Origin of the sequence: Polynucleobacter necessarius (genome assembly GCF_900095195.1) — a bacterium.
In the GTDB taxonomy this organism is placed as follows: domain Bacteria; phylum Pseudomonadota; class Gammaproteobacteria; order Burkholderiales; family Burkholderiaceae; genus Polynucleobacter; species Polynucleobacter necessarius_G.
The window spans coordinates 991,053-1,017,920 of the sequence record NZ_LT606950.1 but is presented as its reverse complement, the minus strand read 5'-3'; the positions used below and the strand labels follow the sequence as shown (position 1 = coordinate 1,017,920).

Genomic DNA, 26,868 nt, shown 5'->3' with positions numbered 1-26,868 from the left:
CTCTAAAACGCCTAAAAATGCAGTTTTTTGCCGGAAATTTCAAATTTAATGGCCGCGCAGAAGGAGTAACATATTGCCACGCAACATCACCTTAAGGTAATGAGATGTCAATTAGTAATCCCGAGTTTTCAAGTTCAACCCTTTTGAATCCTGTGCAGGTCAGCGGACCTGGCGGTGAGCATAAAAAGAAAAGAGCCTTGGAGTCATGATGCTCGCCGCGATTGGTGTGGTGTTCGGGGATATTGGCACAAGCCCTTTATACGCTCTTAAGGAGCGTTTCGACCCGCATCATGGCATTGCTTTCACGCAAGAAGCATTATTTGGCGTGATCTCAATGATGATTTTGGCTCTAATTCTTGTAGTTACAGTGAAGTATGTTTTATTTGTGATGCGGGCTGACAATAAAGGTGAGGGCGGGGTGCTTTCTCTCATGGCGTTGGCACTTCGTTCATTTGATAGCAAGTCAAAAGGCTATTTCTTTTTCATGATTATGGGCATGTTAGGTGCTTGCATGCTTTTGGGTGAGTCCGTTATCACCCCAGCAATCTCAGTTTTATCTGCTGTTGAGGGTATTGAAATTGCAACCCCGGGTTTGCATAAATTCATTATTCCAATTTCTTTAATTATTTTAGTAGCTCTGTTTTTGATTCAAAAATATGGGACTGCAGCAGTTGGTAAATTATTTGGCCCTATCACGCTAGCTTGGTTTGTGACGTTGGCGGCTCTCGGTATTGCCAATATTGGTGACGCACCAGAAATTGTTGCTGCTGTTAATCCTTTATATGCCATCGACTTTGTGGCGCTACATCTCACAATTGCCTATATCGTAATGGGCGCTGTTGTACTTGTTGTTACTGGCGTTGAAGCGCTCTATTTGGATATGGGCCATTTTGGTCGCACTCCTGTTCGTTATGCTTGGCTGCTGGTTGTTTTGCCGAGTCTTCTGATCAATTATTTGGGGCAGGGCGCTTTACTGCTCTCGAACCCCGGAGGCTATTAAAAATCCTTTTTACTTGATGGTTCCAGAGTGGGCTTTGTGGCCAACCGTGGGCTTGGCTACCGTGGCGACAGTGATTGCATCTCAGGCAGTAATTTCTGGTGCATATTCACTAGTCAGTCAGGCAATTTTGTTGGGCTTCATGTCTCGCATGAATATTCTTCACACCTCAGATTCTGAACAAGGGCAAATTTACATTCCTATTGTCAACTGGGCCTTGCTCTTTGTGGTGGTTGTTACCCTCATTGAGTTTCGAGAGTCTGTTAACCTCTCTGCTGCATACGGCATTTCGGTTACATCGACGATGTTGATAACAACAATCTTGCTTGCCGTGGTGATGTTTCGAGAGTGGAAGATGAATGTTTTCCTAGTTGCCACCATTACTGCATCTTTCTTTTTGGTGGATTTTGCCTTTTGGACAGCTAACCTTATTAAGATCAAGGATGGTAGATGGTATCCGTTGGCTTTGGGATTGCTGCGCTTTACCTGCCTCATTACTTGGTATCGGGGGCGTCAAATATTGCGAAAACGTGCAATGGATGAAGGTATTCAACTAAGCAGCTTTATTGGCGCCTTACTCCAACATCCGCCGCATCGCGTTGAGGGTACCGCGATATTTTTAACAGCCCATGTCGACTATTTACCAGTATCTTTTTTGCACAACCTTAAGCACAACCACGTCCTGCATGAGAGAGTCTTCTTTTTGAAAGTCAGCATTTGGGATGTGCCTTATGTCAACGATCAAGATCGCATCACCCTTAAGGATTTGGGCGGCAATATTTTTGTTGTGCGGGCAATCTATGGTTTCAAAGAAACTCCGGATATGGGAACTATCATTCAGTTGATTGAATCTCACTTTGATATGAAGTTTGATATGATGAATACTTCATTCTTCTTGTCACGCGACACTATTGTTCCATCTGCTATTCCAGGAATGGCTCTCTGGCGTGAGCGTTTGTTTTGTTGGATGTATCAAAATGCAGGTCGTCAATCGAACTTCTTTAGGATTCCAGCGAACCGTTTGGTTGAGTTGGGCGCGAAGGTAGAGATTTGAGAAAACCTCTTTCATTCCGATCCAAGGTCTTTATTGGAATCTTTTTGCTGGTTAATGCTTTCAGTGGGGTGGCTCTCGCTACACCCGCAGAGGAAGCGGAACTGGATAGGCTCGATAAGATTGAGGCGGAATTAGAGTTGCAACGCGATTGGGTAAAATACCGCTGGGGCAAAGCCTCATCGGAGTGTTATGCAAACTACTGGGTGAATTACTGCTTGCGTAACGCACGTGCGCAATACCGTAAAGAGGTTGATCCAATTAGTGAGCAGGAGCGGGCTTTGCATGAGGTGCAACGTAATTTGCGCAAAAGCATTAAAGATCAAGAGGATCAAAAACGCGCTGCTGAACGTGCTTCCCCTGCAAAAGCAGCTGAACGTGCTGATAATCAGCGCGAGTTTAACGAGAAACAGAAGGCTGCTGCAGCAAGAGCGGCTGATCTAGAACAGCGCCGTAAAGACGCCCCTAAGCGTGCACAAGAAAACAAAGCCGGCACACAGCTTGATTAATTCATTTCATTATTTTTAATACTGAGTCACTCTTGGCCAAAGTCAAAACGGTTTATATCTGCCAATCCTGTGGTGGCACCTCTGCTAAATGGCAGGGACAATGTCCTTCCTGCCAGGCGTGGAACACCATGGAAGAAGGTTTGCCAGAAACCACTTCGAATTCGCGTTTTCAGGGTTTGGCGCAATCCTTATCAAGGCAAAAGCTCTCAGCAATTACCGCAGAAGACTTGCCCCGCTTTAGTGCAGGTGTAGAAGAATTTGATCGCGTATTGGGTGGCGGTTTAGTTCCTGGTGGCGTGGTGTTGTTAGGCGGGGACCCAGGAATCGGTAAGTCAACATTACTATTGCAAGCCCTTGCAGAAATGAGTGCTGCCGGCATGAATGTGCTTTACAGCAGCGGTGAAGAGTCTGCTGCGCAAATTGCGTTGCGTGCCAAGCGGATTGCGCTAAATGCTCCACAGCTTGAGGTCTTAGCAGAGATTCAGTTGGAGAAATTAATCTCCATCATGGATACGGTTAAGCCCCAGGTATTGGTAGTGGATTCGATACAGACTTTATATTCTGAGGTGCTCAGTTCCGCTCCAGGATCAGTAGCACAAGTGCGCGAATGTGCTGCGCAACTGACGAGAGCCGCAAAGGCGAGTGGGATCTGTGTATTGATGGTAGGTCATGTCACGAAAGATGGGCATTTAGCAGGACCACGCGTACTGGAACATATTGTGGACACCGTGTTGTACTTTGAGGGCGATACACATTCATCATTTCGCTTGATTCGCTCTATTAAAAATCGTTTCGGCGCGGTCAATGAGCTTGGCGTATTCGCGATGACTGAAAAAGGATTGCGTGGCGTCACCAATCCTTCGGCAATTTTCTTATCGCAGCATGAGCAAATGGTGCCAGGTGCTTGTGTGCTGGTCACGCAAGAGGGTAGCAGGCCGCTGTTGGTAGAAATTCAAGCGCTGGTGGATACTGCGCATGTGCCAAATCCGCGTCGCCTTGCGGTAGGTCTTGAGCAGGCTCGTTTAGCAATGCTTTTGGCGGTATTGCATCGCCATGCCGGAGTAGCATGCTTTGATCAAGATGTATTCTTGAATGCCGTTGGTGGTGTCAAAATTTCTGAGCCTGCAGCTGACCTGGCGGTATTATTGGCAATTCAATCCTCGATTCGCAATCGTGCCCTCCCAAAAGGGTTGATTGTTTTTGGTGAGGTTGGCTTGGCTGGGGAAATTCGGCCTTGTCCTCGTGGTCAAGAGCGACTTAAAGAAGCGGCTAAATTGGGCTTTACCGTAGCGGTCATCCCAAAAGCGAATATGCCAAAGACCAAGATCGCTGGCTTAAAAGTAATTCCAGTGGAGCGAATCGATCAGGCAATTGCTGTAGCTGCAGAACTTAGCTAATTACCGATTATTTATTAGTTACCGCAAATCTTCAGCTTGTATCAGAAGAACTTGCTCTTCGCCGGCCGACACTTCCATCCAAATCACCGGAATTTGCGGAAACGCTTTTTTGAAGTTCTCATACTCATTACCAATTTCAAGTAAGAGGGCGCCACGTTCGGATAGATAATCCGGGGCTTGCGCAATAATTCTGCGAATCAGATCCATGCCATCCTCTCCGCCAGCAAGTGCCAAGCTTGGCTCTGCCAGGTATTCGGCGGGCAGTTTACCCATAGAATTTGCGTTCACATAGGGCGGGTTGCAGATGATGAGATCAAAGAGATTGTCCTCATTAGGCTCAGGCAAGGCTTCCCAAAGATCCCCCTCTAAAAGATCGATTTGCGAGCTTAGGCTGTGGCGATCTACATTACGCGCCGCAACAGATAGAGCTGGCAAACTAATATCGCACGCACTGACATGAATGTCTGGACAAGACAAGGCAAGCAAGATTGCTAAAGAGCCATTGCCAGTGCATAGATCTAATACATTGCCATCAGCAGGTAGCCAAGGCTCTAATGAGCCATCCACAATGAGTTCCGCGATCCAGGAACGGGGAACAATACTTTGCTCGCTGCAAAAGAACGGTACGCCCATGAGCCAAGCTTCACCCAAAATATAGGCCAAGGGTTTTCTGGTTGAAATGCGTTGGTCTGCAACAGCAAACGATTTTTGGTGCTTGTCGGGTGACAGTGTCTGATCCAGGTGATCGAGCGTTTCCGATGGGCTTAGATCAAGTTGTTTACTCACGATCCATAACGCTTCGCTGTTGGCATCAATTGCGCCATGACCGTAATGCAAATTGGCTGCTTCTAATTTCTGCGTAATTTGGTCAATACATTGATTGACGGTCATCGCTTGTGAAGGCTCAGGGTCCATGATGGAAATAGTGGATTAATGGAGAAGTAGAGGGGAGAGAGGAGCAGGCAGATACTTAGGCAATTAATTGCTCAAGCGTCTTGCGGTAGATATTTTTCAGTGGCTCAACATCATCTACGATGACGCACTCATCGATTTTGTGACTAGTTGCGTTCAAGGGCCCAAATTCCATAACCTCTTTGCAGATTTTGGCAATAAAGCGTCCGTCGCTCGTGCCGCCTGTAGTGGAGAGTTCAGTATCAACCTGAGTTTCTTCTTTAATGGCTTTACGCAGAGCGCCAGCAAGCGCCCCATCGCCCGTAATAAAGGGGCTACCACCCAAAACCCACTTAACGTCAAAGTCGAGGCCAGCGTTCTTGAGTATGGTTTCAAGTCGCTCACGCAATTGCTCCGGCTTGCTTTCAGTGGAGAAGCGGAAGTTACAGTCGATAACCAATTCGCCTGGGATCACATTGTTTGTGCCTGTTCCAGCATGAACATTGGAAATCTGAAAGCTAGTTGGTTGGAAGTATTCATTTCCATTGTCCCACTCGGTTTCTACTAGTGCGGTTATTGCCGGTGCTGAGAGGTGAATTGGATTCTTGCCTAAATGCGGGTACGCAATATGCGCCTGAATTCCTTTGATTTTCACTCTGCCGGATAAGGAACCGCGTCGCCCATTTTTAATCATGTCACCCAGTTGATAAACGGACGTAGGTTCGCCAATCACACAGTAATCCAAACGCTGACGGTGTTTTTGTAAACGCTCGCACATGATGACGGTGCCATCGTTAGCTGGGCCTTCTTCATCGCTCGTAATCAAAAAGGCAATCGATCCATTGTGATCAGGATGAGCGGTGATGAATTCTTCTGTAGCCACCACAAAGCCTGCTAGCGAGGTTTTCATATCCGCAGCGCCGCGTCCATACAGCTTGCCATCACGAATGGTTGGCTTAAAGGGATTGCTTGTCCACTTTTCTAATGGGCCCGTTGACACTACATCGGTGTGACCGGCAAACATTAATACTTTGCCTTCATCGCCAGCCTTCCCTTTTTTGATGGCCCACAAATTGGTTACTTGAAAATTCTCGGGGCCGCTCACAACACTTTCAGTATGAAAGCCAATTGCTCGTAAGCGCTTAGCAATCAAATCTTGGCAGCCACTGTCAGCAGGGGTCACCGACTGACAAGCAATCAGTGTTTCCGTGAGTTCGAGAGTGGCGCTCATACAGAATTAATCGCGCAGTAATTCGTTAATCGCAGTTTTGGCTCGGGTTTGAGCATCTACTTTTTTCACGATGATGGCGGCATACAAACTGTACTTGCCACAAGCAGAGAGAAGGGAGCCTGGAACCACTACGGAACCTGCAGGAACGCGACCGTAATGAACCTCACCCGTTTCGCGATCATAAATTTTTGTGCTTTGACCAATATAGACGCCCATCGACAAAACGGCATTCTCTTCAATAACAACGCCTTCGACAACTTCGGAGCGGGCGCCAATAAAGCAGTTTTCTTCAATAATCACTGGACCAGCTTGGATAGGCTCCAAAACACCGCCAATACCAACGCCGCCAGAAAGGTGGACGTTTTTGCCGATTTGGGCACAGGAGCCAACGGTTGCCCAGGTATCAACCATTGTGCCTTCGCTGACGTAGGCTCCAATATTGACGTAGGAGGGCATCAAAACCGCATTTTTACCGATAAAGGAGCCGCGACGGGCTACCGCAGGAGGGACTACCCGAAAACCCCCTGCAGCGAAGTCCGCGGCGGTATAGCCTTCAAACTTACTAGGAACCTTGTCGTAGAACTGGGTATAGCCCCCAGCATTCATCGGAATATTGTCTTCAAGGCGGAACGAGAGCAGCACTGCCTTCTTAACCCATTGATTTACTTCCCACTTACCGACGTCACGACGCTCTGCAACGCGAATCGTCCCGTCATTTAGGCCTTCCAAGACTGAATTGACAGCACCTCGGACGTCTCCAGGGACGGCATTGGGTGAGAGGTTTGCACGGTTTTCCCAGGCTTGTTCAATGATGCTTTGTGGTGACTGGCTCATGCTTTTTAGTTAACTATTAGATTGTTAAGGGATTTTGTCCCAAGAGGTAGATTTATCATTATATCGATGGGGCAAAAAAGCGTCTAAGTAGCCTCAAGCTTGCTATCATCTTCCCACTTTCGATGTAATGTTTATCCCTTTAATTTAAACCCCTCTTTTCCCTGCAAAGTACGCTGTGCAACTGAAATCCGTCAAACTTTCCGGCTTTAAGTCTTTCGTCGATCCCACCCATTTTGGAATGCCTGGCCAGCTCATTGGTGTTGTGGGTCCCAACGGGTGCGGAAAGTCGAACATTATTGACGCAGTGCGTTGGGTTTTAGGTGAGTCACGCGCCAGTGAGTTGCGTGGCGAGTCTATGCAGGACGTGATTTTTAATGGTTCTGGATTACGTAAGCCATCGGGTCGAGCCAGCGTAGAACTTATTTTTGATAATTCTGAAGGACGCGCGCAAGGCCAATGGAGCGCCTTTACAGAATTGGGTATTAAACGTGTGTTGACGCGTGATGGTAACTCTAGTTATTACGTCAACAATCAAGTAGTGCGCCGTAAAGATATTCAAGATATTTTCTTGGGCACTGGTATGGGTCCAAGAGGTTACGCCATCATCGGTCAAGGAACCATCAATCGCATCTTAGAAGCAAAACCCGAAGAATTGCGCGTGTTCTTAGAAGAAGCTGCAGGTGTTTCTAAATACAAGGAGCGTCGCAAAGAAACTGCAGCGCGTTTAGAGGATGCGGTTGAGAACTTAACGCGGGTGGAAGATATCTTGCGTGAGTTAGATCAACAGCTAACTCGCTTGGAGAAGCAGGCGACCGTCGCAGAGCGTCACGCTGAACTCTCTACGCAAATGAAATCGCAGCAACAGTTGTTGTGGTTTGTGCGTCAGACTGAGGTCGGCAAAGAGCAAGAGCGCCATGCAAACGGCATTCGGAACACTCAAGTAGGCCTTGAAGAGCAGACAGCAAAGCTGCGCCATGCAGAGGCAGAGCTCGAAACAATGCGTACTCAACAATATGCATTGCAAGACAAAGTTTCAGAGGCTCAAGGCGAGTTGTATCAAACCAATTCAGATGTGAGTCAGGTTGAATCTCAGATTCATTACGTACAAGAAGCGCGTCAGCGTTTGCAGCAACAAACACAAGATTTGCAAGCACAATTACAACGTTGGACAGTGCAAGAAACGGATGCAGCGCAAGCGCAACGCACAGCGGAGCATGAGTTAAGTGAGGCTGCTGCAAAAGAACAATCCTTGTTGGCAAATTTGACCGGCTTACAAGAACAAATGCCTAGTCGTGAAGAAAGCTATCAATCCGCCTCACGAGACCTTAATGCGGCACGCGATAGTTTGGCTGCGATTGAACAACGATTGGCGAGTTTAGGTGAGCGTATGCGCGCCTTGTCTGCGCAGTCAGATGAGTTGAAAGGGCGCGAATCACGCTTAACCGGTGAGTTAGAGGGAATGCGTAGGCCGGATGCCCAAGCGTTGCAAATGGCGATTGACCGTCAAGCCATGGCACAGCGTAAGGTTGAAGAAATCAAGCAACGCGCTAGTGAAACGCAGCAACGTGTTCCAGCAGCGGATGAGGCGCGTAACACTGCCCAACAAAAAATCCAAACAGCCAATCAAGAGTTGGCACAAACCGAAGCGAAGCTGACTGCCTTAACTGCTCTACAAGCGAGTGTACAGGCGCAAGGCAAAATTGGACCATGGCTAGAAAACAAGGGTCTAAAAGAAAGTAAACGCCTTTGGCAGGAGCTCAAAGTTGAGAGTGGTTGGGAGGCTGCGTTAGAGTCTGTTTTGCGTGAGCGCTTGGCTGCCGTAACTGCGAAGAGTGTGCAAGAGACCCTGGCGTTGGCGAACGATGCGCCTCCAAGTCGTCTGGCCATTTTGCTGACAGAGGAAATTAGTCCTGCGCATACTTCAGCTCCTGCGGATTTCACACCGCTATTAAGTCGTGTTCAAAGTGCTGGCGCTCCAAGACTCACATCCGTACTGCAAGAGTGGTTGGACAATATATACATCGCCTCTAGCCTAGAGGATGCCTTGCACCGTCGTGAGAAGTTACCTGCAGGCGGTGCTTTTGTAACGCAACAAGGGCATTTAGTTAGTCGTGTGGGTGTGCAGCTTTATGCTGCTGACTCAGAGCAAGCGGGTATGTTAGCGCGCGCTCAGGAGATGGAAAGTCTAGAGAAGCAATTGCGTGCGCAAAAGCTAATGCAAAGCGAGTTGCAAGGTGAGCTAGATCAGTGTGTCGCCAATTATCAAGCTGCACATCAGGTTGCCGAACAAGCGCGCATTTCTGCCGAGCAAGCAGTTCAAGAAGCGCATGGTTTTGAAGTCGAAAGAATGCAGTTAACGCAGGCTGAAGAGCAATACAATCAGCGTGCTGCACAAATTCAGAATGAATTGAGTGAGTTGCGCCAACAAATTGAGCAATTAGCGGTAAATCAAGAGCAATCTACGGACGACGTCGCCCAGTCTGAACAAGCTAAGCAGGGTCTTCTGGATGCGCTGACTGCAGCCCAGCAGACATTAGAAACCAGCACGCTCGAGCGCGATCGTTTGCGCGAAGCATTGCGAGTTGCTGAGATGGCGGCACAAGAGGCAGCATTTGCTACCCGCGCTTTGCAACAACGTATTGCTGATTTGCAACGCGATCAAAGTACGGCTCGTACTCAGATCATGGAGATTCAGGATAAGCATGATCAGGCTACTCAAGAGTTGGCCTCGCTGAGTGATGAGGAAGCGCAAGAGAAGCTTCAGGGATTGTTATTGGCGCGTAGTGCACGTGAAGCTGCGCTGGCTAATGCCCGCACAGAACAAGATGCATTACTGCATCAACTGCGTGAAGCGGATGAAGCGCGCATGCAGATTGAGCGAAGCTTGCAGCCAATGCGCGACAAAGTAGTAGATTTGCGGTTACGTGAACAAGCTGCTCGCCTGAATTACGAGCAATTTGCAATGCTACTATCAGATGCTGAAGCCGATTTAACCGCTTTAGAGGCTAACTTTAGTCCAGATCTAAAAGTGGGTGCTTTGCAATCCGAGGTAAATCGCCTCAATAGTGAAATTCAGTCTCTGGGTCCAGTCAATATGGCAGCCTTGGATGAGTTGGCAAGTTCTCGAGAGCGTAAACAGTTCTTGGATGCGCAATCGGCTGACTTGAATGAAGCTATGCAAACCTTGACTGATGCGATTGCGAAGATTGATGCAGAAATCCGCGACTTATTGCAAGGAACCTTTGATCAGGTTAATGGACACTTCGGCAAACTGTTCCCAGAATTGTTTGGTGGTGGACATGCCGAGCTGGTCATGACCGGAGAAGAAATTTTGGATTCTGGCGTCCAAGTGATGGCGCAGCCGCCTGGCAAGAAAAATAGCAGCATTTATCTGCTCTCAGGCGGAGAGAAGGCGTTGACCGCGATTGCCCTAGTGTTCTCACTCTTCTTATTAAATCCCGCACCATTCTGCTTGCTGGACGAGGTGGATGCACCATTGGATGATGCGAATACCTTGCGCTATGCGCAACTCGTTGCCAAAATGGCAGATAAGACCCAGTTCCTATTTATTTCGCACAACAAGATCACAATGGAAATTGCACATCAGTTGATTGGCGTCACCATGCAAGAGCAGGGCGTCTCCAGAATTGTGGCAGTGGATATTGCATCTGCTGTGTCAATGGTGGAGGCCGCCTAAGTGTACGTAGAACAAATCATGACGATGTTGGGTTTGTCTAATTTGCAATTCGCATTGGCGGTCATTGGACTGCTGATTTTGGTATCCGTAGCCTTTATCAATTTCAAGTATTCGCGCGCTCGTCGTAAGGCAAAAGAGCAAAACTTTTTGCGGATGAGCGCTCCGCTCGTGAGCCCAGTTTTGGTCAAGGATTTGCCGATGCCGATACGAGTGGGCGCACTGAGCCTGGTTTCGGTGATGCTTCCTTAACGGTGAATACTGCGCCAGAAAAGTTTACGATTGACCCTCGTATTGATTGCGTCATCACATTGCGTTTTGACGAGAGCATTGGTGGTGCTGAAATTCTGGAAGAGATCAATACTTGGAATGATTTACAGACTACATCTGCTGCGCGCTGGAGCTGTGAGAGTTTAAATGCCAATATTGATGTGGCAGAAGACTGGGAAGAGTTACACCCAGATTCACGTTATTCAGATTTGCAGTTGGCCATTCAGTTGGCCAGTCGTCGGGGCCCTATTGGCGTGATTGAGTTGTCGGATTTCTGATCCCGTGCGCAGGCCTTAGCGGATACCTTAGGCTCCCAAATTGATATGCCAAGCGTAAATACCATGCTTAAGAGCGCTAAAGAACTCGATGCTATGGCTGCTGAGAGCGATATTCAACTGAGTATCAATGTCTTATTTGATGAGTCATGCCCTTGGGGTAATTTTGATGCGCTCATGCGTCAGCGTGGCTTTAAATTAGCACGCAGTGGTAGGCAATACGAGTTTTATAGCAATGGAAACTTGATATTTAACAGCACTGATCTTGATCCCAGCAAGCCAGTGACTCAACTTACCTTGTTGCTAGAAGTTCCGTTGGTCGCGCAAGAAGAACGCGCTTTTGAAAGAATGCTGGCTGAAGGTGTCGAGATTGCCCAAGCCGCCAACGGACGTCTGGTAGATGACAATGGCATTAACCTAAGTGAAGGTGCGGTCGATTAGTATTCGCCAACACCTAGATGGGCTTTACGCCAATCTCGAGCGATCTGGCGTCCCTGCTGGTTCGAGTACCGCTAGCAGACTCTTTAGCTAGGACATCATCTTGTCGTCCAATCATCCGACAAATCTTGCGGAGCGGTATGCATTCTTGCAAGCAGAGCTTGCACGTCTTGAGTATGCATATTATGTGCTGGATAACCCATTGCTTCCAGATATTGAATACGATCGACTGTATCGTGAGTTGTTAGATATTGAAGCTGCACATCCAGAATGGGTAACCCCTGAGTCACCCTCTCAACGTGTCGGAGGTGTTGCATTAAAAGAGTTTGATTCAGTTACGCATGAAGTGCCGATGCTTTCGCTTAACAACGCGTTTGAAGAGTCCGAACTCATCGCATTCGATCGACGTTGTCGTGAGGGCCTTAATGCTGATCATGTGGCCTATGCTGGTGAGCTGAAGTTCGATGGCTTGGCGATCTCCCTGCGTTATGAAAATGGTTCGTTAGTCAGGGCGGCGACCCGTGGTGATGGTGCGAGTGGTGAGGATGTTACGGCGAATATTAAAACGATTCGCGCTATTCCACTAAAGTTGATTGGCAACCACATTCCTAAAGTGTTGGAAGTGCGTGGTGAGGTCTTTATGTATCTCAAAGACTTCGAGAGAATGAACAAACAGGCGGCCCAAGCAGGCGAGAAAGAGTTTGCAAATCCACGAAATGCAGCAGCAGGAAGTTTGCGTCAGCTAGATTCCAAAATTACCGCCAAGCGACCCTTATCGTTTTTTGCATACGGTCTTGGGGTGTTGGAGCTACAGTCTTGGCTGCCGAAGACCCATGAAGAGTTATTAAATAAATATGTAGAACTTGGCTTACCGGTCTGTACAGAGCGTAAAGTGTTGCACTCTGTTCAAGACATTCTGGCGTTCTATAACGAAATTGGCGCCAGACGTGATTCCTTGCCATACGACATTGATGGTGTTGTGTATAAAGTCAACGCATTTGCAGAGCAGGCAAAACTGGGATTTGTATCTAGAGCTCCTCGCTTTGCATTGGCGCATAAATATCCTGCGCAAGAGGCCCTCACTACCGTATTGGGGATTGATGTGCAGGTGGGTCGCACTGGAGCCATTACACCCGTTGCTCGATTGGTACCAGTCGAAGTCGGTGGGGTTACGGTAACAAACGCCACTTTGCACAATAAGGATGAGGTAAAGCGCAAGGACGTGCGCATAGGCGACACAGTTTCAGTTCGTCGAGCGGGAGACGTGATTCCAGAAGTAGTATCGGTCATCAAAGATCGTAGACCAGCTGATGCCATTGAGTTTGTCATGCCGATGAATTGCCCAGTGTGCAACTCGCATATTGAACGCTTGGCTGATGAGGCTGTGGCGCGGTGCAGTGGGGGATTATTTTGTGGAGCACAGCGTAAGCAAGCGTTGATTCATTACGCACATCGACGAGCAATGGACATTGAGGGTCTAGGCGAGAAGATTGTTGATCAATTGGTAGACCAAAACTTGGTAAGGACTCCAGCAGATCTCTATCGCCTGGGGTTTACGGCCTTAGCCAACCTCGAGCGGATGGGCGAGAGGTCTGCTGACAATTTAATTCAGGCGATTAATCAGTCCCGCAATACGACCTTAGCACGTTTCATTTTTGCCTTAGGTATTCGGCATGTTGGCGAGACCACTGCAAAAGATTTGGCCAATCATTATCGATCAGTGCATGCCTTAATGGACGACAGCATGGAAGATTTGCTGACCGTCAAAGACGTTGGGCCGGTGGTCGCGGATTCCATTACGAGCTTTATGCAAGAGTCTCATAACCGCGAGGTCATTGAACAACTTCTCGCATCTGGAATACAGCTAGCGGTAGAGGAGAAAGTGATTAGCGCAGCGGTCGCTGGCAAGACATTTGTATTAACCGGAACATTCCCAACGTTAACGAGGGATGAAGCAAAGGATCTGCTCGAAAAAGCCGGTGCGAAAGTGGCTGGATCCGTTTCCAAAAAAACCGACTATGTTGTTGCTGGCACTGATGCTGGTAGTAAGCTCACAAAAGCAGAGGAACTGGGCGTCCCAGTCATTGATGAAGCAGCAATGCTGGATCTATTGAAATAACGCTTTTGATTAAGCGCTTAGAGCCTCAAGTAACTCTGTCTCTAGTTGAATCTGTAATTTAGGATTCTTGCCCAAGTTGGCAGCGTCTAGCAGCAAAACATCCTCAACTCGCTCACCAAGAGTGTTAATTCTGGCGCTATGGATTGATACCTGATGTTTTGCCAATACCCGAGAGATGGTGCACAGCAGCCCGGTGCGGTCGCTCGCTGATAGCGCAAGCGTGTAATAGCGTCCACGATCGTCTGGAACCATGTGAACACGCGGTTGAATCGGGAACGTCCGCGACTGTCTTGAGAGGCGCCCCATGCTAGGTTTCGGTAATGGCTCAGCATTCGTGAGAGCTGCCGTGAGTTCAAATTCTACTAATTGAATGATGTCGCGATACCTGCCACCTCCATCGACTAAGTTACTGCCAGAGATTTGGAAGGTATCCAACGCGTAGCCATGGCGGGTAGTATGAATGCGTGCATCCCAGATTGAGAAACCATGTCGCTCAAAATAGGCACAAATTCTGGCGAATGGATCTTCCTGATCTTTAATATAAACCGCTACTTGCAAGCCCTCACCAATCGGCGAAAGTCGCGCTCTCACGATCGGCTGGTCACTGGTGACCTTGTTATAGAGATGGCGCGTCAGCCAGGCAATATCGGAAGAATCCTGTCGCAAAAAGAACGCAACATCCAGCTGTTTCCAAAGATCTTCATAGGACTCATCATTGATTCCATAGAGACGCAGTTTTGCTCTCGATTCTTCTTGAAGCTGTGCCAACTCTGAAGAAGCATCGGGTTTTGCTCCACCCAGAACTCTCAGTGTTGCGCGATAGAGATCCTCTAACAACTTGCCTTTCCAAGCGTTCCACACTTTAGGGCTGGTGCCACGAACGTCGGCCACTGTTAGCAGGTACAAAGCTGTTAAATGACGTTCGTCCCCCATCTTCTTGGCAAAGGCACGCACGACATCTGGGTCGGTGATGTCTTGCTTTTGAGCAACCTGGCTCATATTGAGATGCTCTGCAACGAGCCAAGCCAATAATTCAGTGTCTTTCTTATCGAGACCATGTTCCTTGGCAAACTTACGCATATCAGCTTTGCCAAGTTGTGAGTGATCTCCACCACGTCCTTTGGCAATGTCATGAAAGAGTGCTGCAATCACAATGAGCCAAGGCTTTTCAAAGTGCGCAATCAAACTGCTGCAGTAGGGGAACTCATGAGTATGCTCAAGCGTCATAAAGCGACGTACATTGCGCAAGACCATCAAGATATGCTGATCAACCGTATAGACGTGGAACAGGTCATGCTGCATTTGGCCCACAATTTTTCTAAATGCGGGCAGGTAACGTCCAAGCACGCTGCTTCGATTCATGAGTTGAAATGCTCGGCTAACACCCTCTGGTTGCTGGAGAATTTCCATGAATAAAGCCCGATTAATCGGATTGGAGCGCCATTTGGCATCCATCTTTTGACGAGCGTTGTAGAGCGCTCTAAAAATCGTTGCTGAAAGACTCTTCACACTTGGTGTTTTGGCAAATACCAAGAAGGTCCTCAAAATTTGTTCGGGATGCTTTTGAAAAAGCTGGGGGTCAGAAATATCGAGTACGCCCTGACGCTCAACAAAATGAGCATTGCCTTCGCCTGGAATGGGCAAAATCGTTTTCGATTCCTGTGGAAACAGCAAAGCCTCAATATTTTGTAAGAGAACATCATTGAGTTGGGTAACCGCTTTAGCTGCCCAGTAATAACGACGCATGATGGCTTCGCTTGCTTGGCGGGATGAGTCGGTCTCGATGCCCATGGACTGTGCAAGAGGTGCTTGCAAGTCAAATGCGATGACATCTTGACGTCTTCCCGCGAGCAAATGGAGGTTGGTTCGAAGCGTTTCCAAAAAACGCTGATTGCGATTGAGCTCAGTTAACTCTCGCTGTGTGACAAGACCTACTTCATTGAGATCTTTAAAGGTATTTCCAAGCAATGCCGCCTTGCTGACCCAGGAGATTACTTGCAGATCCCTCAATCCGCCCGGACTCTCTTTGCAATTAGGCTCTAAAGAGTAGGGGGTATTTTGGTATTTGTAATGCCGCTGAATTTGCTCGGCTAACTTTGCTTGAAAGAAGTTCTTAGGACCCATGGCTGCTTCATATGCAACGGAAAACTCTTTAAACAGTTTCTGTTGGCCGCAAAGTAAGCGTGCCTCTAATAGCGATGTGCGAACAGTGATGTCTTGTTCCGATTCAGAGATGCACTCTGCAACCGTTCTGACCGAGGAGCCAATTTCCAGGCCCGTATCCCAACAACGGGCAACAAATTGTTCTACGCGTTTTGACAGTGATTCGGCAGTCTTGATCTTGGCTGGAAGCAAGATGAGGATATCAATATCAGAGTAGGGAAAGAGCGCGCCTCTGCCATAGCCCCCAACAGCAACTAGAGTAGCCTCATTATTAAGCCCGCATTCTTGCCAAAGATGCGACAGCAAATGGTCGGTTAACTTGGAAAGTTGCTTGGTCAGTTTTCCAACAGCTTGCGAACTTTTAAACTCGATATACGCCTTCTCTCGAGCGGCACGAAGAGTAACCGCATCTGTAATCGTGTTAACTACTAAAGACTGACCCATGAAATTAGGCGGCAATAGAAGATGGTCTGAAGTTCAAACCTTTGACGCAATCTGGCGGTGGATTGCTACCCTCAGACCAAGTTAATACCTCAACACCCGTTTGCGTCACTAATAGAGTGTGCTCCCATTGCGCAGAGAGGCTGCGGTCTTTGGTCTTAACAGTCCATTGATCGGGCATGGTGCGAATATCGCGTTTGCCAGCGTTAATCATGGGTTCAATCGTAAAAGTCATGCCTGCTTCTAATTTTTCACCGGCGCCGGGTCGACCGTAATGAAGAATTTGGGGATCTTGATGAAACACCTTGCCAATTCCATGACCGCAGTATTCTCGCACAACAGAGTAACCAGCTTTTTCAGCATGCGTTTGAATCACGTGACCAATGTCACCTAGGGATGCACCCGGTTTAACTTGGGCAATCCCCAGCCACATACATTCGAATGTAATTTGGGTAAGTCGTTTTGCCATTACGGAGACTTCACCAACCATAAACGTGCGACTGGTATCGCCGTAATAACCATCTTGTGTAATGACAGTAATGTCTAGATTGACTACATCACCGTTTTTGAGAACTTTGTCCCCAGGAATGCCGTGGCAGATTACATCATTCACTGAGGTGCAAATGGATGCTGGAAAGGGTGGGTAACCCGGGGGTTGATAGTTAAGTGGAGCAGGAATAGTTTGTTGGATATCGCACATGTATTCATGGCAAATGCGATCCAGTTCACCCGTGGTGACGCCGGCTTTGACATGGGGCGCTACATGGTCCAAAACTTCGCTTGCCAAGCGGCCAGCGTCTCGCATCCCAAGGATATCTTTCTCTGCAGTAAATACGCTATTCATGCCTTGATTATCAACGGCTTGGATGCATTTGGCAGAGTTCATTTGCCTAAACATTAAGCAACATTCACGAAATTTGGGCCTCTAAGCCCGAAATTGCTTTGTCGCAGTGACGTCTAGACCACGTCAGCCCTGGCTAGAGCATTGATATTTAAGCTATAATTTGGTCTCTGGTCTATTTTGGGCCTGAAATCGCGAGTTGAGTCTTCCAGGGTGGCGTTTTTTAGCGCAGCTAGGACTCAACTTTAGAACCAACCCTTAGGAGAAGTTATGTCAGTAACGATGCGTCAAATGCTGGAAGCCGGCTGCCATTTTGGCCACCAAACACGTTTCTGGTCCCCAAAGATGGCCCCTTTCATTTTCGGTCATCGCAATAAGATCCACATCATCAACTTGGAAAAAACATTGCCAATGTTTCAGGACGCCCTGAAATTTGCAAAACAAGTTGCTGCAAATCGTGGCACGATTTTATTTGTTGGCACAAAGCGTCAATCTCGCGAGATTATTGCTGAAGAAGCAACTCGTGCTGGTATGCCGTATATCGACAGCCGTTGGTTGGGTGGCACGCTCACCAACTTTAAAACCGTTAAAGGTTCTCTCAAGCATTTGAAAGACATGGAAGTTGCTAAAGAAGCGGGCGACTGGGAAAAGCTTTCAAAGAAAGAAGCATTAACAAACGATCGCGAACTCGATAAGTTGCAAAAAGCACTTGGCGGTATCAAAGAATTGAATGGCATTCCAGATGCAATTTTCGTGGTGGACGTTGGTTATCACAAAATTGCTATTACCGAGGCGAACAAGCTGGGCATTCCAGTGATTGCTGTAGTGGATACCAACCACTCTCCAGAGGGTGTGGACTACATCATCCCAGGTAACGATGACTCTAGCAAAGCTGTAACCCTCTACGCACGTGGTATCGCTGATGCAATCTTGGAAGGTCGCGCAAACGCTGTTCAAGAAGTGTTGACTGCCGTTAAAGAAGGCGAAGACGAGTTTGTTGAAGAAGGGAAAGCTGAATAATGGCCGCTATTACCGCTGCAATGGTTGGCGAGTTACGCGCCAAAACAGATGCTCCGATGATGGAGTGCAAAAAGGCTCTGACTGAGGCTGATGGTGACATGGCTCGTGCAGAAGAAATTCTGCGTGTCAAGTTGGGAAGTAAAGCTGGCAAAGCTGCTTCCCGTGTTACCGCTGAGGGTATTGTTGCCGTCTCTATCAACGGCACGAACGGTGTTTTGTTGGAAGTGAACTGTGAAACTGACTTTGTTTCTAAGAACGATGATTTCTTGGCGTTTGCAAATGACTGTGTGAAGTTGGTTGCAGAAAAGAATCCTGCGGATGTTGCTGCTTTACTGGCACTGCCTTTAAACGGTCAAACAGTGGATGAGGTTCGTAGCGCATTGATTGGTAAGATCGGCGAGAACATCATGCCGCGTCGATTCAAGCGTTTTGCTGGTAGCAATAAGTTAGTTTCTTATCTTCACGGCACCCGTATTGGCGTTGTAGTCGAGTTTGATGGTGATGAGGTTGCTGCTAAAGATGTGGCGATGCACGTTGCTGCCATGAAACCAGTTGCGCTTTCTACTGCGGATGTGCCGGCTGAGAAGATTGCTGTTGAGCGTAGTGTTGCTGTTCAAAAAGCTGCTGAATCTGGTAAGCCACCAGAAATTGTCGAGAAGATGGTTGAGGGTTCTATTCAGAAGTACCTCAAAGAGGTGTCTTTGTTGAACCAAACCTTCGTCAAGAATGACAAGCAAACCGTTGAGCAAATGCTTAAGGCTGCCAATACCAATGTGAAAGCATTCACAATGTTTGTTGTTGGCGAAGGCATCGAGAAGCGTCAGGATGACTTTGCGGCTGAAGTGGCAGCGCAGGTTGCCGCAGCTTCTAAAGCAACTGCTTAATTAGCGTTTTGGGGCAAGTCCCCGAGATGCGTATAGCACCTGAAAGGGCACAGAAACCTTAGTTTCTGTGCCCTTTTCTTTGATCTTTCCCAAGCCCTTTATAATTTGGCGGAGATATTAAAAAGTGCTTAAAGATCAATAAGCTAAGTACGAAAATACTTTGCAAATTACGGAAAATAAAAATATGCCAGGCTACAAACGCGTCCTCCTTAAATTATCTGGTGAAGCCCTGATGGGGGATGATGCTTTTGGCATTAATCCGGTCACCATTGACTCCATGGTTTCTGAGATTGCACAAGTCGTAAATAGCGGCGTAGAGCTGGCTATCGTGATTGGTGGCGGAAATATTTTCCGCGGTGTTGCAGGTGGCGCAGCGGGCATGGATCGTGCTACTGCAGACTACATGGGCATGTTGGCCACCATGATGAACTCATTGGCATTACAGGATGCTTTACGTCAAAAAGGCGTTGAGGCGCGTGTGCAATCTGCCTTGCGTATGGATCAAGTAGTTGAGCCTTACATTCGTCCTCGTGCGATTCGTGCCATAAGCGAAGGCAAGGTCGTCATTTTTGCGGCAGGTACTGGTAATCCGTTCTTTACTACGGATACCGCAGCCGCTCTGCGCGGCGCTGAAATGGGTGTAGAGGTGATGCTCAAAGCAACCAAAGTGGACGGCATTTACAGCGCAGATCCGGTAAAAGATCCCAGCGCGACGCTTTATAAAACCATCACCTTTGATGAAGCATTAATTAAGAACTTACAAGTCATGGACGCTACGGCTTTTGCTTTGTGCCGTGATCGCAAATTACCCATCAAAGTATTTTCAATCCTCAAGCCAGGCGCGCTGATGCGTGTCGTGCAGGGTGAGTCTGAGGGTACTTTGGTGCACGTTTAATAGGAGGCCAGATGTTTGCAGCAGAAATTAAAACAACCACTCAGCAAAAAATGGAGAAGTCTCTAGAGGCTTTGAAATCCAATTTGGCAAAGATTCGTTCTGGGCGCGCTAACCCAGGCATCTTGGAGCATATTCAGGTGGAGTATTACGGTAATCCAACGTCATTAAGTCAGGTAGCTAGCTTGGGTCTGGCCGACGCTCGCACGATCAATGTTCAGCCTTTTGAGAAGACCATGGTTGCAGCGGTTGAGAAAGCGATTCGTGACTCCGACTTAGGTTTAAATCCTGCTTCGCAAGGAACGGTGATCCGTGTGCCGATGCCTGCCTTGACGGAAGAGCGTCGTCGCGAGCTGACAAAGGTAGTGAAGAGTGAAGGTGAAGATGCCAAGATCGCAGTGCGTAATCTGCGTCGTGATGCGAACGAACATCTCAAGCGCTTAACGAAAGATAAAGAGATTTCTGAAGACGAAGAGCGTCGTGCAACCGATGATATTCAGAAGATGACGGATAAAGTAGTTGTAGATATTGACAAAATCATCTCTGAAAAAGAAAAAGAGATCATGACCGTTTAAGGTCTGCTCGCTTTCACTTGATTAATTACATGACCCAACACCTTAGTTCGACGCAATCTATACCTGAGGTCACCGCTATCCCTCGCCATGTGGCAATCATCGTGGATGGCAATGGTCGTTGGGCAAGTAAGCGCATGATGCCTCGCGTAGTGGGGCACTCTGAAGGTTTGGGTGCAGTACGCAAAATTGTTCAAGAGTGCCGTCGTATTGGGGTTGAGTACCTTACGGTATTTGCATTCAGTTCGGAAAACTGGCGACGCCCACCAGAAGAGGTGGGCTTTTTAATGAAACTCTTTCTAAAATCCCTCAAAGGTGAAGTATCGCGGCTTGCAGAAAACGATATCTGCTTGCGATTGATTGGCGATCTCAGTCGTTTTGATGGTGCTATTCAGGAGATGGTGGAGTTTTCTGAAAAGAGGACGGCCGGATGTAAAGCTTTGACATTTACGATTGCAGCTAACTATGGCGGTCGCTGGGATATTTTGCAGGCGATGCAGCGTTGTTTGGCAGTCAGCCCCAATTTGAAGCCAGAAGATGTGAACGAGGATCTCTTGCAACCGCACCTATCCATGGCCTACGCACCGGAGCCTGATCTATTCATCCGTACTGGCGGCGAGCAGCGCATTAGTAACTTTCTGCTTTGGCAGTTAGCCTATACAGAGCTGTATTTCACAGACGTTCTATGGCCTGATTTTGATGAGGCTGAACTGCATAAAGCGTTTGATTGGTTTAGTCAGCGCGAGCGCCGCTTTGGCCGCACTAGTGCTCAGCTTGCATCGCCGGCATTAAGCGATGCAGTCTAAATATTCGAATTCCCCGACATGTTAAAAACCCGAGTGATTACTGCCCTTGTTCTGTTGGCAGTGCTCTTGCCGATTTTATTTTTTCTGCCGCCGGTGTATATCGGTGGATTTTTCTTAATTGCCTTACTCGCAGGTGCTTGGGAATGGAGTCTTTTGTTAGCGCCTGAAGCAGGGCGTGCAGCGTATCTTTATGCAGTTTTTTGTTTGGCTATCATCGTATTTTTGCTAGCAACCCAAAATGTTAGTTGGCAATTTGGCTTATTGCTTCTAGCGGTTCTCTTTTGGTTTTTGGTGGCTCCATTTATTCTAGCAAGGGGAATGCATCTTTCGTTAGACAGGTTGCGTTCGTTTTACGTAGTGCTTGGTTTGATTTTGTTGCCAGCCACTTGGTTTGCCTTGGCATTTTTACGCGAGCTCGGATTGGTGTTTTTATTAACAACAATGGCATTAGTGTGGGTGGCTGATATTGGTGCTTATTTTGTCGGCAAGGCTTTCGGTAAGCGCAAACTAGCAGCACAGATTAGCCCTGGTAAGTCGGTAGAGGGTGCGCTGGGCGGCCTGGTTCTGTGTTGCGTCTATGCATTAGCATGTGTTTTCTTTTTGCCGTTTGAATCGACTCTCTTTGGAGCCTGGGCTATTCGTTTTGGTTGGGTCCCCATGTTTCTGATGGTTGCTGTATTAACTGCTTTTAGTATTTTTGGTGATCTTTTTGAGTCGCAATTGAAGCGCTTGGCTGGCGTAAAAGACGGTAGCCATTTATTGCCTGGGCATGGTGGAGTCTTGGATCGCGTTGATGCATTAATCCCAACGATGCCGATTGCAGCGTTACTTGCAGGTTTAGTTTGATGGTTCGTAAAGTTGCCATTCTGGGTTCCACAGGCTCTATTGGGGCCAATACACTGGATGTAATTCGCTCGAATCCAGACCGTTTTCAGGTAACTGCCTTAACCGCTGGCAAGCAGGTCGAGAAACTCGCGGAGCAGTGTGTTGAGTTTGCCCCATCAATTGCAGTGGTTACTAGTGCGACAGATGCATCCCGTTTAGAAAAAGTACTGCAGAATAAAAATCTCAAGACACGAGTGTTGTATGGTCCTGAAGCCCTGGTAACGGCAGTATTGGATTCTGGATGCGATACCGTTATGGCGGCAATTGTGGGAGCAGCAGGCCTAATGCCCACTTTAGCTGCTGCGAAGGCCGGCAAACGCGTCCTCTTAGCAAACAAAGAGGCGCTAGTGATGTCAGGCAATTTATTTATGCAGGCCATGAAAGTGGGCGGCGGCGCACTATTGCCTATTGATAGCGAACACAATGCTATTTTTCAGTGCCTCCCTTATCAATTTTTTACAGGATCCTCGAGTTCAGAAACGCAACATGATGGCGTTGAAGAATTGTGGCTTACCGCATCGGGCGGCCCCTTTCGTAATACACCACTTAATCAATTGGCTGAAATTACGCCCGAGCAAGCATGTGCTCATCCGAACTGGGTGATGGGTAGAAAAATTTCCGTCGATTCTGCGACTATGATGAATAAAGGTCTTGAAGTGATTGAGGCTTATTGGTTGTTTGGCTTACCCCTTGAAAAAATTAAAGTCATTATTCACCCGCAAAGTGTTGTGCATTCACTAGTACGTTATTGCGACGGCTCTGTACTGGCGCAGTTGGGTCAGCCGGATATGCGTACACCGATTGCTTATGGATTGGATTGGCCTGAGCGAATTGTTTCGGGTGTGGCGCCATTGAATTTGATGCAGTTGGCGAACTTAAATTTTTCAGAGCCTGAGCTCTCACGCTTTCCTTGCCTTAGTTTAGCCTTTGCTGCAGCAAAGGCAGGGGGCTCAGCCCCGGCAGTATTGAACGCAGCGAATGAGGTGGCGGTGGCAGCGTTTTTAGAAACAGGCCTACCGTATTTACATATCCCGCAAGTAGTAGAGAGAGTATTAAATCAGTTGCCTGTAGAGAGTGCAGATTCTCTCGATTCTATTTTGGATATTGATGCGCAAGCTAGAGCAGTTGCGCACAACTGTATCCGCAGTATACAGCAGTAGATTCAGTCGCTACAGTTCATGCAAGTGCTTATTACCATCAGCGCCTTTTTATTGACTCTTGGAGTTTTGGTTAGCTTTCATGAATTCGGTCATTTTGTTGCAGCGAGGGCGTGTGGCGTCAGGGTGCTGCGATTTGCGATCGGTTTCGGTAAGCCGCTTTTTGCTTACCATGCCAAAAATAAAACAGAATGGGTGATTGCTGCTATTCCATTGGGTGGTTATGTAAAACTACTGGATGCTCGCGATCGCTCACAACAACTATCCGCGGTAGAGAATTTTCAAGCATTTGATCAAAAGCCACTTTGGCAGCGTTCGTTCATTGTTGCTGCGGGACCATTTGCCAACTTCATTTTGGCGATTGCCCTCTTTTCTTTTATTTACATTTCTGGCGTCCCGCAACTTCCAGCAGTTTTGCAAAGCCCGCCTGAGCATTCTGTAGCAGCCCGGTTGGGCGTTATTCAAGGAGACAAGGTCGTCGGATGGCAAGTACTTTCTCCAGAAGCCGCACCAATTTCCGGGGCATTTGACTCGGTACCAAGTTGGAATGCATTGCGTTGGGACTTAATGGATGCCTTGACTGGCGAATTTGGTTTTGCACTCAAAATAGAGAGCCTTAATGGTGGGCGATTTATCAAAGTTTTTGGCGTCCAGGATCTTCCCAAAATTGAGTCTAATGGCGACCCTATGCGCGAGCTAGGCTTGCTTCCCGCGGTAAGTTCACCCACTAGATGGACGGAGCTAAAGTTAGACCCCCTTGAGGCCTTAGTTTTCGCCTCCAGGCGGGTGTGGTTAATTACGAAGGTATCCATTCGTTTGATGCTGGGAATGTTTACTGGTAAGACCTCCTTAAGGCAGCTGGGAGGGCCCCTCAGTATCGCTGATATGGCAGGCAAGTCCGCCCAAGTAGGCTGGCAAGCGTTTTTGGCATTTTTAGCGCTTATTAGTATCAGCATTGGGATGCTCAATTTGCTGCCTTTTCCCATGTTGGATGGGGGCCAGCTCCTGTATGATGCATGGGAGTTAGTTGCTGGAAAGCGAATTTCAGCCTCAGCGCAGGAACAGTTCCAAAAAGTGGGCTTTCTGTTGTTGATTGCTCTCTCGTTTCTAGCTATGTTTAACGATTTACAACGCTATTTATCGCTTTGAATTTTCTCTCTCTGAGCCCTATCTCATATGTTCGCAAGATTGCGAAGTTGCTGATGACGATCGCTATCGGCCTTGCTTTGAATGCTTACGCTGCTGATCCTTTCGTTGTTAAGGATATTCGTGTCGAGGGTCTACAGCGCGTCGAACCGGGAACGGTATTTAGTTACTTGTCTGTTCAGGTGGGTGATAAATTCACCGAAGAAAAGGGTGCTGAGGCTATCAAGGCGCTGTATAGCACTGGATTTTTCAGAGACGTTCAAATTCAGGCTCAGGGTGATGTGTTGATCGTGATCGTAAAAGAGCGCCCAACTATTTCTCGTATCGAGTTTACGGGAATGAAGGAGTTTGATGTTGAAGTGGTACGTAAGTCATTAAGGACCGTTGGTGTAGCAGAAGCACGCTTTTACGACAAGGCGCTCATCGATAAAGCAGAGCAAGAGTTAAAACGCCAGTATTTAGGTAAAGGCTTATTTGCCTCCGAAATTGTTGCCACCGTTACTCCCGTAGAAAGAAACCAAGTCGCTATTTATTTCAATATCGATGAGGGTTTCGTTGCGAAAATCCAAGAAATTAACTTTATTGGTAACGAAGCTTTTAGTGAGTCGACCCTCAAGGGTGAAATGCAGTTGAAGACTGGCGGCTGGCTCTCTTGGTACAGCAAAGACAACCTTTACTCCAAGCAAAAACTGACTGCTGACTTGGAGACGATTCGTTCCTATTATCTAAATCGCGGTTATTTAGAGTTTGTTATTGAATCCACTCAAGTTTCAATCACACCAGATAAAAAAGGAATTTATCTCACCATTAGCATTCGTGAGGGGAAAAAGTTCACTGTTAAAGATATTCGTTTTGCTGGGGAGTTATTGGGCAAGGAAGCGGAATTTAAACGGCTTTTAGTTTTAAAACCGGGCGACACGTTCTCATCAGCCAAATTGACCGAAAGCACCAAAGCGATTGCAGAAGTTCTGGGTAATTATGGCTATGCTTTTGCAACAATCAATCCTCAGCCCGATATTCGTCGAGAACTCGCTGAGGTGGATTTAACATTGGTGATCGATCCAGGTCGTCGCATCTATGTGCGCAAGGTCGATATTACAGGAAATGCAAAAACCCGCGATATGGTCATTCGTCGTGAGATGCGACAGTTTGAAAGCTCATGGTTTGATGGCGACAAAATTGAATTGTCAAAAAAGAGGTTAGGTCGTTTAGGGTATTTTACGGAAACAGACATAACCACCACCGATGTTCCAGGATCATCAGATCAGGTAGATGTAAATGTCAAGGTCACAGAAAAACCTACTGGCGCCATTAACGTTGGCGCAGGTTTTTCTTCAACAGAAAAACTTATTCTCTCTGCAGGTATTAATCAAGAAAATGCTTTTGGTACAGGAACGGCAGTTGGTTTGAATTTTTCAGTAGGCAAGATTAATCAAAACCTAACTTTGTCAAATTACGATCCATATTTCACGGAAGAGGGCATTAGTCGTTATGCCGATTTGTACTACCGATCTTCAAAGCCACTGTATTATGTTGGCGACCCAGATTATCAAATTAAATCTGTTGGTTCTAATATTAAGTTTGGTGTTCCATACACAGAAGTTGACCGCGTATTCTTCGGTACCGGGCTTGAAACATTTCAGATTCAGACAACATACAACACGCCAGTACCTTACTTAAATTATGCGCAAAGTTACGGCATGGCTTATCCAGGATATCCAGCGACATTAACCACCTATAACGTGCCGATTACTGTCGGCTGGTCTCGAGATGGTCGCGATAGCGCTCTGATACCTTCCGATGGTTCTTTGCAGCAGTTATCTGCAGAGGCTGGTACACCTGTCGGTAATATGACTTTTTATCGCATGTATGGTCAGTACCAGAAGTATCACTCATTCTCGAAGGGTAACATTTTGTCCTTCAATGGTGAGGTTGGATATGGTCAATCCTATGGAAACCATTCGTTCCCGATTACCAAGAATTACTACGTCGGTGGCATTGGCTCCGTGCGTGGATATGCTCCAGGTTCCTTGGGTCCTCAGTACTATAACTCGGTAATTGGGGATTACCAGCCAACAGGCGGACGATCTAAAATCGTAACGAATGTGGAGTACACCATCCCCGTACCTGGATCGGGCGTTGATAAAACCTTGCGAACCTTTGCGTTTGTGGATGGTGGTAACGCGTTCGGTCAAAACATGAATCTGGTATTGAGCTATTCCTATGGTTTGGGTGTATCATGGATATCGCCGTTGGGTCCGCTAAAATTTAGCTATGGCATACCTTACAAGCCATACCCAACCGCTAACGTACAAAGATTGCAGTTTCAGGTTGGTACTGCGTTTTAATAGTTTA

Annotated in this window: 20 protein-coding genes and 2 pseudogenes; 17 read left to right on the top strand and 5 right to left on the bottom strand. The window is 47.4% G+C overall.

Annotated features, from left to right (window positions below; genetic code table 11):
* Positions 1 to 205: 205 nt before the first annotated feature.
* The 3 genes and pseudogenes from BQ1619_RS05695 (at position 206) to radA (ending at position 3,954) form a co-directional block, all read left to right on the top strand.
* Positions 206 to 2,051: pseudogene (locus BQ1619_RS05695) on the top strand (potassium transporter Kup).
* Positions 2,052 to 2,095: 44 nt separating this feature from the next.
* Positions 2,096 to 2,557, top strand: a complete 462-nt coding sequence (locus BQ1619_RS05690; protein ID WP_231968547.1) for a hypothetical protein — start codon at positions 2,096 to 2,098, stop codon at positions 2,555 to 2,557.
* A 32-nt stretch (positions 2,558 to 2,589) separates the two neighbouring features.
* Complete coding sequence (radA, locus tag BQ1619_RS05685) at positions 2,590 to 3,954, top strand: DNA repair protein RadA (RefSeq protein ID WP_114662749.1); 1,365 nt, start codon at positions 2,590 to 2,592, stop codon at positions 3,952 to 3,954.
* Between the two features lie 18 nt (positions 3,955 to 3,972).
* Here the strand turns inward: radA and prmB are convergent, their stop codons facing one another.
* The 3 genes from prmB to dapD are packed head-to-tail and all read right to left on the bottom strand — an operon-like array spanning position 3,973 to position 6,910.
* Positions 3,973 to 4,869 (bottom strand): 50S ribosomal protein L3 N(5)-glutamine methyltransferase, encoded by an 897-nt coding sequence (gene prmB, locus BQ1619_RS05680; protein WP_114662747.1) that lies wholly within the window; start codon positions 4,867 to 4,869, stop codon positions 3,973 to 3,975.
* A gap of 55 nt (positions 4,870 to 4,924) precedes the next feature.
* Positions 4,925 to 6,076, bottom strand: coding sequence for a succinyl-diaminopimelate desuccinylase (gene dapE / locus BQ1619_RS05675; protein ID WP_114662745.1), 1,152 nt, complete (start codon positions 6,074 to 6,076; stop codon positions 4,925 to 4,927).
* Positions 6,077 to 6,082: 6 nt separating this feature from the next.
* Positions 6,083 to 6,910, bottom strand: a complete 828-nt coding sequence (dapD, locus tag BQ1619_RS05670; protein WP_114662743.1) for a 2,3,4,5-tetrahydropyridine-2,6-dicarboxylate N-succinyltransferase — start codon at positions 6,908 to 6,910, stop codon at positions 6,083 to 6,085.
* Between the two features lie 175 nt (positions 6,911 to 7,085).
* Between dapD and smc the strand changes: the two genes are divergently transcribed.
* The 5 genes from smc (at position 7,086) to ligA (ending at position 13,706) form a co-directional block, all read left to right on the top strand.
* A complete protein-coding gene (smc, locus tag BQ1619_RS05665) occupies positions 7,086 to 10,607 on the top strand; it encodes a chromosome segregation protein SMC (protein ID WP_114662741.1) in 3,522 nt (1,173 codons plus the stop codon).
* Entirely contained in the window at positions 10,608 to 10,856 is a 249-nt protein-coding gene (locus BQ1619_RS09920) for a hypothetical protein (RefSeq protein ID WP_231968546.1), read from the top strand.
* A 2-nt stretch (positions 10,857 to 10,858) separates the two neighbouring features.
* On the top strand, positions 10,859 to 11,152 hold the full coding sequence (locus BQ1619_RS09915) for a hypothetical protein (protein ID WP_231968545.1): 294 nt from the start codon (positions 10,859 to 10,861) through the stop codon (positions 11,150 to 11,152).
* 45 nt (positions 11,153 to 11,197) lie between these two features.
* A complete protein-coding gene (locus BQ1619_RS09910) occupies positions 11,198 to 11,590 on the top strand; it encodes a cell division protein ZipA C-terminal FtsZ-binding domain-containing protein (RefSeq protein WP_231968544.1) in 393 nt (130 codons plus the stop codon).
* Positions 11,591 to 11,690: 100 nt separating this feature from the next.
* On the top strand, positions 11,691 to 13,706 hold the full coding sequence (ligA, locus tag BQ1619_RS05655; protein ID WP_114662739.1) for an NAD-dependent DNA ligase LigA: 2,016 nt from the start codon (positions 11,691 to 11,693) through the stop codon (positions 13,704 to 13,706).
* A gap of 9 nt (positions 13,707 to 13,715) precedes the next feature.
* Here the strand turns inward: ligA and BQ1619_RS05650 are convergent, their stop codons facing one another.
* Positions 13,716 to 16,313, bottom strand: a complete 2,598-nt coding sequence (locus tag BQ1619_RS05650; RefSeq protein WP_114662737.1) for a [protein-PII] uridylyltransferase — start codon at positions 16,311 to 16,313, stop codon at positions 13,716 to 13,718.
* A gap of 4 nt (positions 16,314 to 16,317) precedes the next feature.
* A pseudogene (gene map / locus BQ1619_RS05645) lies at positions 16,318 to 17,217 on the bottom strand (type I methionyl aminopeptidase); the annotation flags it as partial.
* A 204-nt stretch (positions 17,218 to 17,421) separates the two neighbouring features.
* Here map and rpsB point away from each other — a divergent pair.
* The 9 genes from rpsB to bamA all read left to right on the top strand — a co-directional run bounded on the left by rpsB (position 17,422) and on the right by bamA (position 26,861).
* Positions 17,422 to 18,171 carry a 30S ribosomal protein S2 gene (gene rpsB / locus BQ1619_RS05640; protein ID WP_114662733.1) on the top strand — a complete coding sequence of 250 codons (750 nt, stop codon included), beginning with the start codon at positions 17,422 to 17,424 and terminating at the stop codon, positions 18,169 to 18,171.
* Entirely contained in the window at positions 18,171 to 19,055 is an 885-nt protein-coding gene (gene tsf, locus BQ1619_RS05635; RefSeq protein WP_114662731.1) for a translation elongation factor Ts, read from the top strand. Before rpsB ends, tsf begins: the two co-directional genes overlap by 1 nt.
* A 184-nt stretch (positions 19,056 to 19,239) precedes the next feature.
* Positions 19,240 to 19,950 (top strand): UMP kinase, encoded by a 711-nt coding sequence (pyrH, locus tag BQ1619_RS05630; RefSeq protein ID WP_114662729.1) that lies wholly within the window; start codon positions 19,240 to 19,242, stop codon positions 19,948 to 19,950.
* Between the two features lie 11 nt (positions 19,951 to 19,961).
* Positions 19,962 to 20,522, top strand: coding sequence for a ribosome recycling factor (frr, locus tag BQ1619_RS05625; protein WP_114662727.1), 561 nt, complete (start codon positions 19,962 to 19,964; stop codon positions 20,520 to 20,522).
* Positions 20,523 to 20,551: 29 nt separating this feature from the next.
* Entirely contained in the window at positions 20,552 to 21,325 is a 774-nt protein-coding gene (gene uppS, locus BQ1619_RS05620; RefSeq protein WP_114662725.1) for a polyprenyl diphosphate synthase, read from the top strand.
* Positions 21,326 to 21,343: 18 nt separating this feature from the next.
* The gene (locus tag BQ1619_RS05615; RefSeq protein WP_114662723.1) at positions 21,344 to 22,171 is read left to right on the top strand and encodes a phosphatidate cytidylyltransferase; all 828 of its coding nucleotides are present in this window, start codon (positions 21,344 to 21,346) and stop codon (positions 22,169 to 22,171) included.
* A complete protein-coding gene (gene ispC / locus BQ1619_RS05610) occupies positions 22,171 to 23,370 on the top strand; it encodes a 1-deoxy-D-xylulose-5-phosphate reductoisomerase (protein WP_114662721.1) in 1,200 nt (399 codons plus the stop codon). The genes BQ1619_RS05615 and ispC overlap by 1 nt, the downstream gene beginning before the upstream one ends.
* An 18-nt stretch (positions 23,371 to 23,388) precedes the next feature.
* Positions 23,389 to 24,516 carry a M50 family metallopeptidase gene (locus BQ1619_RS05605; RefSeq protein WP_114662719.1) on the top strand — a complete coding sequence of 376 codons (1,128 nt, stop codon included), beginning with the start codon at positions 23,389 to 23,391 and terminating at the stop codon, positions 24,514 to 24,516.
* 53 nt (positions 24,517 to 24,569) lie between these two features.
* The gene (gene bamA / locus BQ1619_RS05600; RefSeq protein WP_162784639.1) at positions 24,570 to 26,861 is read left to right on the top strand and encodes an outer membrane protein assembly factor BamA; all 2,292 of its coding nucleotides are present in this window, start codon (positions 24,570 to 24,572) and stop codon (positions 26,859 to 26,861) included.
* The last annotated feature ends 7 nt before the right edge of the window (positions 26,862 to 26,868 follow it).

Excerpts from the sequence above, each read along its gene's own strand:
- prmB (WP_114662747.1), bottom strand. The coding sequence starts at position 4,869 with ATGGACCCTGAGCCTTCACAAGCGATGACCGTCAATCAATGTATTGAC.
- dapE (WP_114662745.1), bottom strand. The coding sequence starts at position 6,076 with ATGAGCGCCACTCTCGAACTCACGGAAACACTGATTGCTTGTCAGTCG.
- dapD (WP_114662743.1), bottom strand. The coding sequence starts at position 6,910 with ATGAGCCAGTCACCACAAAGCATCATTGAACAAGCCTGGGAAAACCGT.
- BQ1619_RS09910 (WP_231968544.1), top strand. The coding sequence starts at position 11,198 with ATGCCAAGCGTAAATACCATGCTTAAGAGCGCTAAAGAACTCGATGCT.
- BQ1619_RS05650 (WP_114662737.1), bottom strand. The coding sequence starts at position 16,313 with ATGGGTCAGTCTTTAGTAGTTAACACGATTACAGATGCGGTTACTCTT.
- rpsB (WP_114662733.1), top strand. The coding sequence starts at position 17,422 with ATGTCAGTAACGATGCGTCAAATGCTGGAAGCCGGCTGCCATTTTGGC.
- tsf (WP_114662731.1), top strand. The coding sequence starts at position 18,171 with ATGGCCGCTATTACCGCTGCAATGGTTGGCGAGTTACGCGCCAAAACA.
- pyrH (WP_114662729.1), top strand. The coding sequence starts at position 19,240 with ATGCCAGGCTACAAACGCGTCCTCCTTAAATTATCTGGTGAAGCCCTG.
- frr (WP_114662727.1), top strand. The coding sequence starts at position 19,962 with ATGTTTGCAGCAGAAATTAAAACAACCACTCAGCAAAAAATGGAGAAG.
- uppS (WP_114662725.1), top strand. The coding sequence starts at position 20,552 with ATGACCCAACACCTTAGTTCGACGCAATCTATACCTGAGGTCACCGCT.
- BQ1619_RS05615 (WP_114662723.1), top strand. The coding sequence starts at position 21,344 with ATGTTAAAAACCCGAGTGATTACTGCCCTTGTTCTGTTGGCAGTGCTC.
- ispC (WP_114662721.1), top strand. The coding sequence starts at position 22,171 with ATGGTTCGTAAAGTTGCCATTCTGGGTTCCACAGGCTCTATTGGGGCC.
- BQ1619_RS05605 (WP_114662719.1), top strand. The coding sequence starts at position 23,389 with ATGCAAGTGCTTATTACCATCAGCGCCTTTTTATTGACTCTTGGAGTT.
- bamA (WP_162784639.1), top strand. The coding sequence starts at position 24,570 with ATGACGATCGCTATCGGCCTTGCTTTGAATGCTTACGCTGCTGATCCT.